This is a genomic window from Saccharospirillum sp. (assembly GCF_039982735.1).
Classification (GTDB): domain Bacteria; phylum Pseudomonadota; class Gammaproteobacteria; order Pseudomonadales; family Natronospirillaceae; genus Saccharospirillum.
Map to the genome: position 1 here is coordinate 190,889 of NZ_JBDWXV010000011.1, position 12,506 is coordinate 203,394.

Annotated in this window: 14 protein-coding genes; 5 read left to right on the forward strand and 9 right to left on the reverse strand. The window is 58.2% G+C overall.

Going from position 1 to position 12,506, the window contains the following annotated elements; translation table 11 throughout:
- Positions 1 to 333: 333 nt before the first annotated feature.
- Positions 334 to 1,806, reverse strand: coding sequence for a leucyl aminopeptidase (locus ABJT94_RS09155; RefSeq protein WP_348475623.1), 1,473 nt, complete (start codon positions 1,804 to 1,806; stop codon positions 334 to 336).
- Between the two features lie 163 nt (positions 1,807 to 1,969).
- On the reverse strand, positions 1,970 to 2,413 hold the full coding sequence (locus ABJT94_RS09160; RefSeq protein ID WP_348475622.1) for an RDD family protein: 444 nt from the start codon (positions 2,411 to 2,413) through the stop codon (positions 1,970 to 1,972).
- A gap of 172 nt (positions 2,414 to 2,585) precedes the next feature.
- Here ABJT94_RS09160 and ABJT94_RS09165 point away from each other — a divergent pair, with 172 nt between their 5' ends.
- The gene (locus ABJT94_RS09165) at positions 2,586 to 2,897 is read left to right on the forward strand and encodes a metalloregulator ArsR/SmtB family transcription factor (protein ID WP_127555031.1); all 312 of its coding nucleotides are present in this window, start codon (positions 2,586 to 2,588) and stop codon (positions 2,895 to 2,897) included.
- Positions 2,898 to 3,166: 269 nt separating this feature from the next.
- Positions 3,167 to 3,568: a hypothetical protein gene (locus tag ABJT94_RS09170; protein WP_127555032.1), complete on the forward strand. Its 402-nt coding sequence runs from the start codon at positions 3,167 to 3,169 to the stop codon at positions 3,566 to 3,568.
- A 49-nt stretch (positions 3,569 to 3,617) separates the two neighbouring features.
- On the opposite strand, the gene ABJT94_RS09175 is transcribed toward ABJT94_RS09170, so the two are convergent.
- The 3 genes from ABJT94_RS09175 to ABJT94_RS09185 are packed head-to-tail and all read right to left on the reverse strand — an operon-like array spanning position 3,618 to position 6,808.
- Positions 3,618 to 4,022, reverse strand: a complete 405-nt coding sequence (locus ABJT94_RS09175; RefSeq protein WP_348475621.1) for a diacylglycerol kinase — start codon at positions 4,020 to 4,022, stop codon at positions 3,618 to 3,620.
- Positions 4,023 to 4,040: 18 nt separating this feature from the next.
- Positions 4,041 to 6,413 carry an ATP-dependent helicase C-terminal domain-containing protein gene (locus ABJT94_RS09180; RefSeq protein WP_348475620.1) on the reverse strand — a complete coding sequence of 791 codons (2,373 nt, stop codon included), beginning with the start codon at positions 6,411 to 6,413 and terminating at the stop codon, positions 4,041 to 4,043.
- Positions 6,410 to 6,808: a hypothetical protein gene (locus tag ABJT94_RS09185; protein ID WP_127555035.1), complete on the reverse strand. Its 399-nt coding sequence runs from the start codon at positions 6,806 to 6,808 to the stop codon at positions 6,410 to 6,412. The genes ABJT94_RS09180 and ABJT94_RS09185 overlap by 4 nt, the downstream gene beginning before the upstream one ends.
- 107 nt (positions 6,809 to 6,915) lie before the next feature.
- On the opposite strand from ABJT94_RS09185, the gene ABJT94_RS09190 reads away from it, so the two are divergent.
- The gene (locus tag ABJT94_RS09190) at positions 6,916 to 7,326 is read left to right on the forward strand and encodes a hypothetical protein (protein WP_348475619.1); all 411 of its coding nucleotides are present in this window, start codon (positions 6,916 to 6,918) and stop codon (positions 7,324 to 7,326) included.
- Here the strand turns inward: ABJT94_RS09190 and ABJT94_RS09195 are convergent.
- The 4 genes from ABJT94_RS09195 to bcp all read right to left on the reverse strand — a co-directional run bounded on the left by ABJT94_RS09195 (position 7,289) and on the right by bcp (position 9,862).
- Entirely contained in the window at positions 7,289 to 8,257 is a 969-nt protein-coding gene (locus ABJT94_RS09195) for an asparaginase (protein WP_348475618.1), read from the reverse strand. The genes ABJT94_RS09190 and ABJT94_RS09195 overlap by 38 nt on opposite strands.
- 108 nt (positions 8,258 to 8,365) lie before the next feature.
- The gene (gene folX / locus ABJT94_RS09200) at positions 8,366 to 8,743 is read right to left on the reverse strand and encodes a dihydroneopterin triphosphate 2'-epimerase (RefSeq protein ID WP_348475617.1); all 378 of its coding nucleotides are present in this window, start codon (positions 8,741 to 8,743) and stop codon (positions 8,366 to 8,368) included.
- Entirely contained in the window at positions 8,743 to 9,300 is a 558-nt protein-coding gene (folE, locus tag ABJT94_RS09205; protein ID WP_348475616.1) for a GTP cyclohydrolase I FolE, read from the reverse strand. Before folE ends, folX begins: the two co-directional genes overlap by 1 nt.
- Positions 9,301 to 9,385: 85 nt before the next feature.
- Complete coding sequence (gene bcp, locus ABJT94_RS09210) at positions 9,386 to 9,862, reverse strand: thioredoxin-dependent thiol peroxidase (protein WP_348475615.1); 477 nt, start codon at positions 9,860 to 9,862, stop codon at positions 9,386 to 9,388.
- 417 nt (positions 9,863 to 10,279) lie between these two features.
- On the opposite strand from bcp, the gene ABJT94_RS09215 reads away from it, so the two are divergent.
- Both ABJT94_RS09215 and ABJT94_RS09220 read left to right on the forward strand, forming a co-directional pair.
- Positions 10,280 to 11,755 carry a Wadjet anti-phage system protein JetA family protein gene (locus ABJT94_RS09215; RefSeq protein ID WP_348475614.1) on the forward strand — a complete coding sequence of 492 codons (1,476 nt, stop codon included), beginning with the start codon at positions 10,280 to 10,282 and terminating at the stop codon, positions 11,753 to 11,755.
- Positions 11,748 to 12,506: a DUF4194 domain-containing protein gene (locus ABJT94_RS09220; RefSeq protein ID WP_348475613.1), complete on the forward strand. Its 759-nt coding sequence runs from the start codon at positions 11,748 to 11,750 to the stop codon at positions 12,504 to 12,506. Before ABJT94_RS09215 ends, ABJT94_RS09220 begins: the two co-directional genes overlap by 8 nt.

A 12,506-nucleotide genomic window follows, 5' to 3' on the forward strand; every position in this document is an offset into this window, starting at 1 on the left:
TCCGCGCCTGGTGGCAGAGATGCTCCTGCGGGGGCGCCGTGAAAACATCCATGTTGGCTTAACTTCGGCATCCATGCCTCAGATATCCCCGCAGGAACATCTCTGCCACCAGGCGCTGTCTATCTCGTGCAATTTAAAACTAGACTTAATGACTTATGGGGCGCGGTCCACACAATGTGAGCAGTGGGTGCCGGGTGTGCCCCTGTGGGGTAGTCCGCAGCAGGGATGCTGCGGCCTAGGCTCCATGGATGGATCTACGCCGACCCCACAGGGGCATACCCGGCTCCCGCTGCGGGCCACCATCGCTCAGGTGGCTCGAGTTCCGGGCTTGGGTTAGCTCAGCTGGCTGAGCAAATAGTGGGTTAGCAGGCCTACCGGGCGGCCGGTTGCACCTTCTTTGGCGGAGGTCCAGCCGGCGCCGGCGATGTCCAGGTGAGCCCACTTGTATTTTTCGGTGAACTGGGAGAGGAAGACCGCAGCGGTGATGGAGCCGCCGGCGCGACCCTGGCCGATGTTGCGCAGGTCGGCGTAGGGGCTGTCGAGTTCGTCGCGGTAGTCGTCCCACAGTGGCATTGGCCAGCCGCGGTCCCAGGCAGTGGTGCCGGCGCTGACCAGTTCCTGTTGCAGGCTGTCGTCGTTGGCGTAGACCGCCAGCGGATGGTGGCCCAGACCAATGACAATGGCGCCGGTCAGGGTGGCGATGTCGACGACGCTGGCCGGGTCGAAACGCTCAACGTAAGTCAGGGCATCGCAGAGTACCAGACGGCCTTCGGCGTCGGTGTTAATGATCTCGATGGTCTTGCCAGACATGCTGCTGACCACGTCGCCCGGGCGGGTGGCCGTGCCTGAACACATGTTCTCCGCAGCAGCCACAACGCCAATGACATTGAGTGCCGGTTTCAGTTCGGCAATGGTGTTCAGGGTGCCGAACACTGAGGCGGCGCCCAGCATATCGAACTTCATGTCTTCCATGCCCTGGGCAGGCTTGATCGAGATGCCGCCGGTGTCGAAGGTCAGGCCTTTGCCGACCAGAACGTGGGGCTTCTCACTGGCAGCAGCGCCCTGGTATTTCATCACCAATACGTAGGGCGGGTTGGCACTGCCCTGGGTCACAGCCAGGAACGAGCCCATGCCGAGTGCTTCCATTTCTTTCTGACTGAGAATCTCAACGCTGATTTCATCGTAGGCGTCAGCCAGGTTCTGGGCCTGCTCTGCCAGGTATTGGGGGTTACAGATGTTGGCGGGCAGATTGCCCAGTTCGCGGGCAACGTTGACACCATGAGCCAGGGCCTTGCCGGTGCGAACCGGTGCTTCCAGGGTGTCGTCCGCACTTAGGAACGTCAGTGCTGTCAGGGTGCTGGCATCGGCTTTTTTGGACTTGGTGGTGTCGTACTGGTACAAACCGGTCAGAATGACCTCGGTTGCTTTCTGGGCCGTCCAGGGCAGGGTGCGGCCGGCGACCTGTATGTCGTCGAGGGCGATGCTGGCGGTTTTTGCCTGGGTGCCTTTCAGTGTGCTGATGGCCGCTTTAATGACTTTAATGAACTGGTTTTCGCGGAAGTCGGCCTGTTTGCCAGCGCCGATAACGAAGACTTGACCAGCCGGCAGGTCGGTATGACCGAGCAGCGGTGTGACCTGTCCGGTTTTGGCAGACAGCAGTTTGGCGTCGCGAAGCGACTGAATCAGTTTGGGGTGTGTTTCGGTCAGCCCGGCCAGGGCTGCGCTGTCCGTGTCTTCAAAATGGAAAATAACCAGGGCGTCTGTGCTGGTAGCGCCGAGTGCGGCGGATGAAACGGTAAATTGCATGATGTCTCCAACCTAATGAGCGGTGAACATTTGGAATTGACCGGGTAGCAGCCCGGTTCGTAGCACCATGATAGCCAATGGAGCCACCAGTTGGCAGCGCTGGTGCGGTGCACGGGCAAAATTCTTTGTTGTCGGGGTGTCAGCAGCGGCGAACGCTGATCGGTCAGCGTTTGGGCCGATAGTAGACCTGAGTCCAGCTTGCCTGATCTTGCCAGCCGATTCGGTCCTGGTTGGTGTAGCGCCAGAATATGCCCATGCCGGCCAGTCCCCAGGCGGGAATCGCAGCCAGTAGCCGCAAGGTCGCGTGCATCCAGCCCAGCGGCCTGTTATTGGTCGAGGCCAGGTGAATGCGCCAGGCGCGCATGCCGACCGTCTGGGTTTTGGTGACCCAGAACCCGGCAAAATAGAAATAGATGATCAACAGGTTCCAGAGGATGAATAGGGGGTTGCCGGGGGCAATGGCATCGGCGCCGGTGAGGAATTTATTGAACGCGACAGCCACAAAGCCGAGCAACATCAGCACACCCAATAGCACCAGCCAGTCGTAAATCAGGCTGCCAATCAGGCGGATCAGTCCTGCGGGCCGGAGGGGTAGAGCGTCGGTCATGGGGGTACCTGTCAATCGGAATGGTCGGCAGGGTAATGCAATGCGTGTGGATTGCCAAGATTCAACCGGCGGCCCGGGCGTTGTCGATGGGCAAAAAAGAACAGTTATCGGTAGAGAAAGTAGCGGGTAGTCGTTTATCATTTGCGTTCACCTAACCAAGGAGCGCGATGCAATGGCCACCGGGAAGCAACGGGTCGTTGATGACATGGAGCAGAACGTACACGATGCCTCTCTGCTGCTGAAAGCATTAAGCAATGAATGCCGGTTGCTGATTCTGTGCAACCTGCTCGACGGTGAAAAATCCGTTTCCGAGCTGAATCTGCGCATCGACCTGAGTCAGTCGGCGTTGTCGCAGCACCTTGCGCGATTGCGCCGCGATAACCTGGTGAAAGTGCGCAAACAGGCACAAACGGTCTATTACCGCATCGCCAGCGACGAGGCAGAGCAGGTCATTGGGCTGATGCACAAGCTCTATTGCGAATAACCTGCGGGGTTGAAAGCCGACGTTATTTTGACGAGCATCGCCGGAACCTGCGTTTTAACTGCGTTGTGATGCACAGTTTGGGGGCAGGGGAATTGACTTTGCTGTGAAAGTGTATAGGTTACTTTTTAGTCAGGGAGAAGATGACCGGTAAGATCACACTATACAGCGTTGCAAGTCACGGAAAGACGAGGTGTACCAGGCAGGCTGGCTACCCCAGGAGGGTATGCAGTCGCTTTACAGTACCATTCGACTGACCAGACAGGGCGAACATGACCGAAGCAAAACCCAGACTCGATGCCAATGTCAGCAGGCTGCACGCACCCCGGTACAGCTCAAGTGAGCTGCCGCCATTGCCACCCCGAATCCGACTCGCTGCCCGTTGTTGGGAGCGTGTCTGGAACCTGACACTCAGTCAGGCGCCTGATACCCAAAGCGAACCCATCAAGAGCTTTATTCAGCGCTTCAATACGGAAGCAATAACAACACGCGGCTTTATGCGGTCCAACCGGAAGCTGTGCTTTGCCATTACCGGCGAAGACATAGGCGAGCAGGCGGAATTTGAACTGGCCATGACCATCATGGCGCGCCTGGAAGCCGAATACGGGCTGATTGAGCGGGTGGAAGATCGCCCGGCGCAGGTTTGGCCCTATCAGGCGTTCAGTGACTTCTGACAGGCGCCGTGACCGGCTTCACCCGTAGAGTATTAGGAAATAATCAGCATCACCCCGCCAGCCATTTTTGCCAGATGGCGGCTACCCAGACAAGCATGGCTATAAAGATCGTCAGCAAGACCGCAGCGGAGCCCATGTCCTTGGTGCGTCCCGACAATTCGTGAAATTCTGTACTGACCCGGTCAACCAGGGCTTCGAGCGCACTGTTGATCATCTCTACCACCATAATCAGCAAAAGAGACGCGATTAGAATGGCCGCTTGCCACAAGGTGGATGCTATCCACAGAGCGGCGGGCAGGCCGATGAACAAAGCGATGGTTTCCTGGCGGAAAGCCTCCTCGTGCTTGACCGCGCTGCGCAATCCCTGCCAGCTGTATCGGGTGGCATTGACCCAGCGTTGCAAGCCTTTGGCGGGCAGGTTGCGAAGCTCCCTGATGCGCGAATAGGAGTCCATAAAGTGGAAGTAGCCTCGTTATGATGTGCGTTGTCTGGCCAGTTGGCGGTTGGTGGCCTGTGTTGCCGGCGCCTCCATCGGCTCGGTTGGCCAGGGGTGTTTGTTATAGCGGCCGCGCATTTCCTTGCGGATCTCAGGGTAAACGCTAGCCCAGAAATGTGGCAAATCGATGACACTGGCGAGGGTTCGGCCGTTGGGCGCTTGCAGGTTGAGTGTCAGCGTCAAATGGCCGCCCACCAATCGGGGTGACTCCGATAAACCAAAGGCTTCCTGCAACTTCAGATCAGCAGACACACGGTTGGCATCCGCATCGTAGACCAGCGGAACCGACCGGCCGGAGGGTGCTGTCCAGCGTGACGGGCACAGTCGATGCAATTGCTTCACCTTGTCATAGCCGAGCCAGGCGTTGAGTACCTCGGGAGTGTTGAGCCCCGACAAACGTGTCAGAGCGCTCAAATAAGGCTCAGCCCAGCGCACCAGAACATCCGGAGTTGGCAGATCGGGCCAGTCATCCGGCAGGTGATGGCGTACCAATTGATAGCGATCGATCCAGAAACCGAGAGATTCGGCGTCAGGCCACTGCCTGACAGGTGTCTGAATCAGACACTGACGCCAGGCTTCTACTTTTTGGCGGGCGTCTGGTCGGGTGGGCCGGGTAGACATCACAAAGGCACCGCGACGTTGCTCGGCTTCAAACCGGTCTTGTTCGGGCCGGTAACGAACGGTTTCCGTCTCAGGCAATGCGGCTATGATGGCTGCTTCATCAAGCGGCCATAAAGTATTGGCAAGAATGCTGCCGCCCTGGTCTTGGCCGTGTAACAGCAGATACCAGCCGGGTTTGGGTGTCTGTTCCCGGCTCCGGACTTGTCGGCCGGCTGCCAGACGGGCGTTGCCATCTGAATCTACCCGGACCAGGCGTTGCGGAAATGCCCTGATCAGCAAGGCATCGGGTAGGGTGCCGGCCTGATTGTTGAGCGTTACACCCAGTGAGCGGGCCAGTCGCCGGGTTTCCTGTTTCAGTCGCGCATCGCCCTGTGCCACCAAGCTGGAAAAAGCATCTCGCACCGGCTCAGGCAGAGGCTGTTCCAGGCTTAGCAGGGCGGCAAACCAAAGGGCGTTGCTGACCAGTCCAGCTTCGGTGGCCAGGCTGACCAGGTGTGCCAGCGCCGGGGAAAGCCCGACACGGATCAGCGTGCGGCCATGATCGGTCAATTGCGCGCCAGCGCTGTCGATGGCCTGCCAGGCGTGAAGTTGACTCAGCGCGACTTGCCAGCGGCCCGGGTTGGGGGGTGTTAGCCAAAAGGCATCCTCGCGATGCAGGCCCCAGTCAGCAAGATTCAACACCAGCGGTTTAAGGTCGGCCTGGGTAATTTCGGCGGGCTGATCGGGCGCCAGGGCATTGTGTTCGGTCTCTGACCAGAGTCGGAAACACAGGCCGGGCCCCTCGCGGGCCGCGCGTCCGGCACGCTGATCTGCACTGGATTTACTGATGCGTCGGGTGACCAGCTCCGTCAGGTCGGTGTGCGGGTCGACCCGGGCATAGCGTTCTCGACCCAGGTCGATTACGCAGCGCACACCGGGCAGGGTCACGCTGCTTTCAGCCAGGTTGGTGCTGAGAATCACGGCGGCGTTACTGGAACGAAGCTGATCGATCAGATCGTCGTTGTTCACCTGGCTGTGGACAATGCAGCTGAGACAATCGGTCGGCAATCGCTGTTTGACGCTTTCAATGTCGCGCAACCCGGGCAGGAACACCAGAATGTGGTCGTTACACTGGCGGCGAGCTTCATTGATGACCCCCAGCAACTCACCCAGCCAGTCTTTCGTCCGAACGGGCCGGTAATGCAAGGTCAGCGGGTGCAATTGCCCGTCCGATTCAACTTTCGGCAGGGCGAGCCGCTGGTGCAGGGTATCCATGGCCAGCGTAGCCGACATGACCAGCAGTTTCAGGTCGGGCCGGAACAACGCTCTGCAGCTGTGCAGCAGGGTCAGGCAGGTATCCTGATCGAGCTGCCGTTCATGGAATTCATCCAGAATGACCGTGCTGACGCCGGTCAGTTCAGGGTCCCGGGTGAGGCGGCGCAGGAAGGCGCCATAGGTGGTGACCGTCAGGCGGGTAGAGGCGCCGCGCCGGGTCTCATCGCGCAGGCTGATCCCTACCGTCTGGCCAATCGGTTCATCCAGTTGGCGAGCCAATTGATACGCGGCCAGTTTGACTGGCAGTCGACGGGGCAGCAGTAACAGGATTTCCTGGCCGGTCTCCTCCAGCAGCCACAATGGCAAGCGGGTCGTTTTGCCCGAGCCCGGGGGCGACTGCACCAGACAGCCGCCTGTTTGCCAGCTCGACACAACGTCTTCGCGAATGGCATCAACAGGCAGAGCCGGCTTCATGCCAGCGGGTTACCATAGGGCAGAAAACGGTTATCGGTGTGAGCCTTGACCCAGCGAGTCAGCTCGACGTCGGGGAAGGCCCCCCGGGGTTTCAGTGTTTTGCAGATCCAGATAGCCGGGTTTTTGTCACCCGCCTCCCAGCCAGCCCAGTGCTGCTCGGCCAGTGTAAAAAACCGGACCAGTGCAATCAGGGTTTCGGTTTCCAACGGCTCCAGCTCCGGCTGCCACTGCGACTGGGGTTGTTTCATCCACCCTTGCAACTCGCTCAGGGCATCGGGGGTTTGCGCCGGAAAAAATTCGGCGTCAGCCTGCCCAAGCGTTGCAGCCTGAATCAGTGTGTCGCGGGCCGGGGGTTGGGGTGCGGTATTATCGGGTGTCCAGGTGCCAAGAGACATAGAGGCTCCGTAGAAAAGGTGAGGGTGGGCAGTATATCGCAGCAGCCGGCCAATTGAACCCGCCGCGCGCGACCCCATCTAATTGGGTAGATTCAAGAGGGAAAACAATGAACATACGACGTGATCAGCTGGGTTTCTGGTGCTTGAAACAGGTTTTTCATCAGAGCTGGTTAACCCGATACCGCTGGGTTCACGACCGGCTGATGCGCGGTTTCCGCCATTACGCCGACCGGGACCTGGCCGACGCCCAGGAGCTTTATGGCTTTCTGCTGCTGCACCGGGGGTCGGATATTGGCCACAGGGCTAGCGGGGCACGGTATTTAAGCCGCGTTGCCAGTGTTGACCGGCCCAAAGCCGCCTGGCAAATGCACCAGTGTTATCGCGATGGCAATGTGCCTGGCTTCGCCGCCGACGCCAGCCGGGCAGAGCATTACTTGCGACTGGCTGCCGAGGGCGGTCACCCCCTGGCCTTGGATCACCTTACAGAGACTGCCACTCTCGCGCCCAGGGCTGAGTAAATCCTTCGACCACGTCGCTGGCGCTGTTGTACTGGGAGCAGAGAATCTGCAACTTGGCCAGTACCGCTTCCAGCGGCATGCTGCCGCAGGCGACCGCCCCCACCTTGCTGAGCAGGCTGCTGGCAGCATACTGGCCCAGGTGCACCTCTCCGAACAGACACTGGCTGCGCACGAACACGGGTATGGACTGATCGCTGGCTTTTTCCAGAATGCGCTCAAGCGCCGAATCGGTCATCACATTGCCGCTGCCGTAAGTATTCAGCACCAGGGCGCGGTAGTTCCGGTCGACCATGCTCATCAGGCCATCCATCGGCATACCCGGAAATAGGGTTTGAACGCCCAGCGCCGAGGGACGCCAGGGCCGGTTAAGATCCAAACTGTTGGTGCCGGGTGGTTGAGACCAGAGACTGTCGGACCAGTTGGGCGTCATAAAGGCGCTGTCTGCGGCGGTATCAACTTTGCTCACCCGGCTGGCGGGCAGGCAGCGGCCGTTGAATGCGACAAAGACTTCGGGCTGTTGCCGGGTCAGAACATCGAGCGCCAGGGTCAGGTTGTCAAAACCATCGCTGTTTGCTTGTATCAGGGGGCGCATGGCACCGGTGATGACCACCGTTTTACCCGATCCGGCCAGCAGAAAACTCAGCGCGGCGGCACTGTAGGCCAGGGTATCGGTACCGTGAATAATCAGCACGCCGTCACAGTCTGCACTGATGATCTGATCGCGCAGCTCATACCAGTGGCCTGGACGGATGTCCGATGAGTCGATCAGCGGTTGCCATTCCTGCCAGCTCAGACTGTGCTCTTGCCAGGCAGCCAGACGATCATCACTGAGCAGTGTGGATTTCAATAACCCCGCCTGAGGCGCCAGGCCTGAGGGAGTCTCTGCCATGCCGATGGTGCCACCGGTATTGATGATTAGGTAATGCGCCATGCTTGCCAAGCCTCTGATCAGTGGATAGTGAGGGGTGCTGCCTCAAAAAAACGCGCTATCAAACCATTGATCAGAGAGGCTTGCAAATGCAGTGCAGCCCCCTGGCGGCTACTGTGCCTGGCGGGTGGCGGAAAGTGAGATTGAAACCGACTCGGCAAACCGCAAGGCGTGAGGCTTGTCGATCTCCACCTCAGCGAAGTGGACTTCCTTGTGCTCCATGATCAGTGCCAGGACTTCGTGAGTCATGCGTTCGAGCAACAGGAATTGGTTGTCTTCAACAAAGGCAATGATTTGCTTGGTAATCACGCGGTAGTTGAGCGTGTCTTCAATCTCGGTGGAATGAATGGCATCGCTGGCGTCGAAGCGAATGGTGATGTTGAGCAGGATGTCCTGTTTGTTTTTGATTTCTTCTTCTTTAATGCCCACATAAGTGCGCAGGCGCAGATCCTTGATGCGGATACAGGCTTCGGTGTTTTCGTGAATCATTATCGACGTCCCAGCAAGGTAAGGAATTCATTGCGTGTGTTTTGCGAGTTGCGAAAGCTGCCCAGCATCACCGACGTGGTGGTTTTCGACTGCTGTTTCTCGACGCCGCGCATCATCATGCACAGATGCTGCGCCTCCAGAACCACACCCACACCGGCCGCGCCGGTTACGTCCAGCACGGCATTGGCGATCTGCTTGGTCAGTTGCTCCTGAATCTGCAATCGGCGCGCAAACATGTCGGTAATGCGCGCAAACTTGCTTAATCCCAGCACCTTGCCCTGCGGAATGTAGGCAATGTGCGCCTTGCCAAAAAAAGGTAGCATATGGTGCTCGCACAGCGAATAGAACTCGATATCCTGCACCAGGACCATTTCATCGGTATCCGCGGTGAAAACCGCGCCATTGGTAACAGTGTCGAGATCCAGAGAGTAACCCGCCGTCAGAAAACGAATGGCTTTTGCCGCCCGTTCTGGCGTGTCGAGCAGGCCATCGCGGGACGGGTCTTCCCCGAGATCGTTGATCAGGGTTTGGTATAGCTTGGGCAGGGTGTCAGTCATGTAACCGCTCTAGTAAATACAGACTGCCAGTATACGACAGTCTGCTGGCCTTGGATGATTGAAGTGCGCTATCGATGTGTCAGATTCAAAGGCTGTCGAGAACAGCCAGTACATCATCGTGATGGCTCTTGGTCTTAACCTTCTCCATCACGTGGGCCAGTTTGCCCTCTTCATCAATGATAAAGGTGATGCGGTGTATGCCATCGAACTCCCGGCCCATGAACTTTTTCAGACCCCAGACACCGAATTTGTCGGCAATGCTGTGGTCTTCATCGCTGAGCAGATCGAAATTCAGGGATTCCTTTTCGATGAATTTGACCAGTCGCTTGGGCGCATCCGGGCTGATGCCAAGAGCGACGGCATTGTGCTTTTCCAGCTCCGCCTTGCTGTCGCGCAGGCCGCATGCCTGGGTGGTGCAGCCGGGAGTCATCGCTTTGGGGTAAAAATACAGAATCACCTTCTTGCCGCGAAAATCTTTGAGTGACACCGTTTCTTCGTTCTGGTTAACGGTCGTGAATTCCGGGGCGGGGGCGCCGGTTTTAGGGAGGTTTAGGGTGCTCATGGTTGGGAGTCCTTTAGTTGATTAGCGGGTATTAGCGTGAAAGTTAGCAAACAATACGCAACTTTCAGGTTGTATGGACTTTATATTCCGAACTTAAAGTGAGCTGCGTAGCGAGTACCGGCTGCCGGGTATGTTTGTCCGGGGTAGTCCGCAACATGGATGTTGCGGTCTAGGCCCGAGACGTCGGACCGCCATTGATGGATTTACGCCGACCCCGGACAGACATACCCGGTGGCTGGGACGGACCACGGGCTCTGAGTAAACTTAACCAGTCGGGTGATAATAGTGTCAGAAAAAGCGGCTTCAACCAGTGGCCGATCCAACTGTTGCGAGAGCCTGTTTGTGACTGTCGAAACCGCCCGATTTAAGGTATCCTCACTGCCCCGGTGAGGCCACCTTCAACGCATTGATTTTCTTATGTTTTTCGAGAATGAACGCAATCAGTTTTTCCGACCGATGACCGGTAAATACCGGGCTCAGCTGGTTGAATGTCTGACCGAGCTGTACCGGCGACTCTACAGCAGCTCCAGTGCCGACTATGGCCATGCCCTGTCGCGGGATGATGTGGTCGACACCTTTCAGGGAGCACTGGTGCGGGCGCCGGAGATGGCCACCGACGATGGTGACCGGGAAGGGCGGTTTCGCACCAGTCGGGATCAGGCCGTCTGGTCGCTGAACACCCTGGTCGAGCATGGCTGGCTGGAAAAACAAGTCGATGAAGCCACCCTGCAAAGCACCTTCAACTTCAGCCGGCGCGGTCGCCAGTTTACCGAACCGTTTGTCGCCGGGGATCTGGACCAGATTCGCACCCGTCACCGCAATACTCGTAACGTCCGCAACGCCTTGCAGGCGTTTCTGGAGCGCGGTGAAGTGTATGACGTGCTCGACGCCTGGGAGTACTCAGAACGGATTATCAGCGATTTTACCGATATTATTGCCGAACTTGACGAGCGAAAGCGCGCTCTGGTGCGGGAAATGGAAAGCCAGGTCATGATTCAGCGTGTCAGTCAGGACTTCTTCGACTTCATGGAAAAGCGCTTTCAGCCGGACCTGTCGATACGGCTGAGCGCCGATAACGTCGAAAAATACCGCGACGATATCGCCACCTGCATTCGCCAGATCCGTGCCCAGGACCGCAGCTTCAAGGCCCGGGCCGAGCGCCGTTTGCGCGAATTGCTACCTGACCAGATTCAGGAAGGGCAGAGCCTGCTCTGGTCTGTACTCGACAACATCGAAAGCCGGCTCAAAGCCGCCAGCGACATCATGGTGCCGGCCCTGCGCCGCGCTCTGCAGGGGTTCACCAAACGGGCCGACATCATCATTCGCCAGATCAGCTACCTGGCCAGCCAGCAACATAACGATGTGGTCAAGGTATGCCAGCGCCTGAGCCAGCTGGATGCCGCCGACCGGGATGCCGGCCTGGCTCGCGCAGGTGCCGCTATGTCGGTCACCCGGGTTGGCTTTATTGATCCGGTGAGTGTGCGCATGCACGCTGCCCGAACCCGTCGTCACTTCGCCATGGACGTGACCGAAGACAACCAGGACGACTTCGACACAGAAGCGCGCAAGGAGCTCTACGTGCAGCAGGTGCTGGACCAGGCCTTCCTGATCAACGACAACCGGGTTCGTAACTATCTGATCAACCAACTCAGCCGGGGCGAAACCGTCTCCACCGCCGATCTGCCGGTCGAGACCGCCGACGACTTGCTGGCCCTGGCGCACGCCATTGAAGTTGGCGCGGCGAGCTCACTGGCGTCCGATTATCGCTTTATCGTCGAGTGGACCGGTGATTCGGTCGCCTCGGAATACTTTGAATCCCAGGATAACTTCAGCATCCGGCTCGAATCCCAGCGCGCGAGCGATGTTCCCGAACAGGAGTCAGACCATGTTTGATGATCTCGATCACCGGCTCGAAACCGCTGGTTTCAGTCGTCAGGAATACAGCGAGCTGCTGATTCGGTTGCTCGATTATGGGGTGATTTGCCGGGATGAAAGCCAGATTGAACAGCAGCTGTACGATCGCTATTTGCGTCTGGAAGGGCAGGTGCAGGATTATCTGGAACTGATCGGGATCCAAATTCAGCACGATCGCCGCTTCAACTTCGTGCGTCTGTTCCCACCCGGCGCCGAAGTGCCTGGATTGGACGACAGCGGCGAAGGGCCCTTTAACCAGGGGTTTCGGGTGCGCCTCAATCAACAGGAAGTGGCGCTGGTGCTGGTATTGCGCAGCCTCTACGACAGGGCCCTGCGTGAAGGCCAGGTCGACGACAATGGCTGCGTGTTGGCCTCGCTGGAAAACATCACCATCTCCTTGCGCAATCTGCTGAAGCGTTCACTGCCCGACAACGTCACCGAGCGCAAACACCTGTTCAAGCGTCTGCGCCAGTTACGATTGATTCAACTGAGCCAGGACGACGCCTTAGACAGCGGCGATTTCTGGGTGCGCATTCGCCCCATGATCATGAGCTACGTCTCCGATGACGTGCTCGGCGCTTTGCTCGAAGGAACCGAATTGCCCGACACAGCCGAACCATCGGCGGCGGCCGACAATAACCCGGAAAAAAGCGACGGAGATGAAAACGATCAACATCCGGATCGCATTACCGTGACTGACCCCACTGCCTCTGTTTTTGCACAGGACTGA

Excerpts from the sequence above, each read along its gene's own strand:
- ABJT94_RS09155 (WP_348475623.1), bottom strand. The coding sequence starts at position 1,806 with ATGCAATTTACCGTTTCATCCGCCGCACTCGGCGCTACCAGCACAGAC.
- ABJT94_RS09160 (WP_348475622.1), bottom strand. The coding sequence starts at position 2,413 with ATGACCGACGCTCTACCCCTCCGGCCCGCAGGACTGATCCGCCTGATT.
- ABJT94_RS09165 (WP_127555031.1), top strand. The coding sequence starts at position 2,586 with ATGGCCACCGGGAAGCAACGGGTCGTTGATGACATGGAGCAGAACGTA.
- ABJT94_RS09170 (WP_127555032.1), top strand. The coding sequence starts at position 3,167 with ATGACCGAAGCAAAACCCAGACTCGATGCCAATGTCAGCAGGCTGCAC.
- ABJT94_RS09175 (WP_348475621.1), bottom strand. The coding sequence starts at position 4,022 with ATGGACTCCTATTCGCGCATCAGGGAGCTTCGCAACCTGCCCGCCAAA.
- ABJT94_RS09180 (WP_348475620.1), bottom strand. The coding sequence starts at position 6,413 with ATGAAGCCGGCTCTGCCTGTTGATGCCATTCGCGAAGACGTTGTGTCG.
- ABJT94_RS09185 (WP_127555035.1), bottom strand. The coding sequence starts at position 6,808 with ATGTCTCTTGGCACCTGGACACCCGATAATACCGCACCCCAACCCCCG.
- ABJT94_RS09190 (WP_348475619.1), top strand. The coding sequence starts at position 6,916 with ATGAACATACGACGTGATCAGCTGGGTTTCTGGTGCTTGAAACAGGTT.
- ABJT94_RS09195 (WP_348475618.1), bottom strand. The coding sequence starts at position 8,257 with ATGGCGCATTACCTAATCATCAATACCGGTGGCACCATCGGCATGGCA.
- folX (WP_348475617.1), bottom strand. The coding sequence starts at position 8,743 with ATGATTCACGAAAACACCGAAGCCTGTATCCGCATCAAGGATCTGCGC.
- folE (WP_348475616.1), bottom strand. The coding sequence starts at position 9,300 with ATGACTGACACCCTGCCCAAGCTATACCAAACCCTGATCAACGATCTC.
- bcp (WP_348475615.1), bottom strand. The coding sequence starts at position 9,862 with ATGAGCACCCTAAACCTCCCTAAAACCGGCGCCCCCGCCCCGGAATTC.
- ABJT94_RS09215 (WP_348475614.1), top strand. The coding sequence starts at position 10,280 with ATGTTTTTCGAGAATGAACGCAATCAGTTTTTCCGACCGATGACCGGT.
- ABJT94_RS09220 (WP_348475613.1), top strand. The coding sequence starts at position 11,748 with ATGTTTGATGATCTCGATCACCGGCTCGAAACCGCTGGTTTCAGTCGT.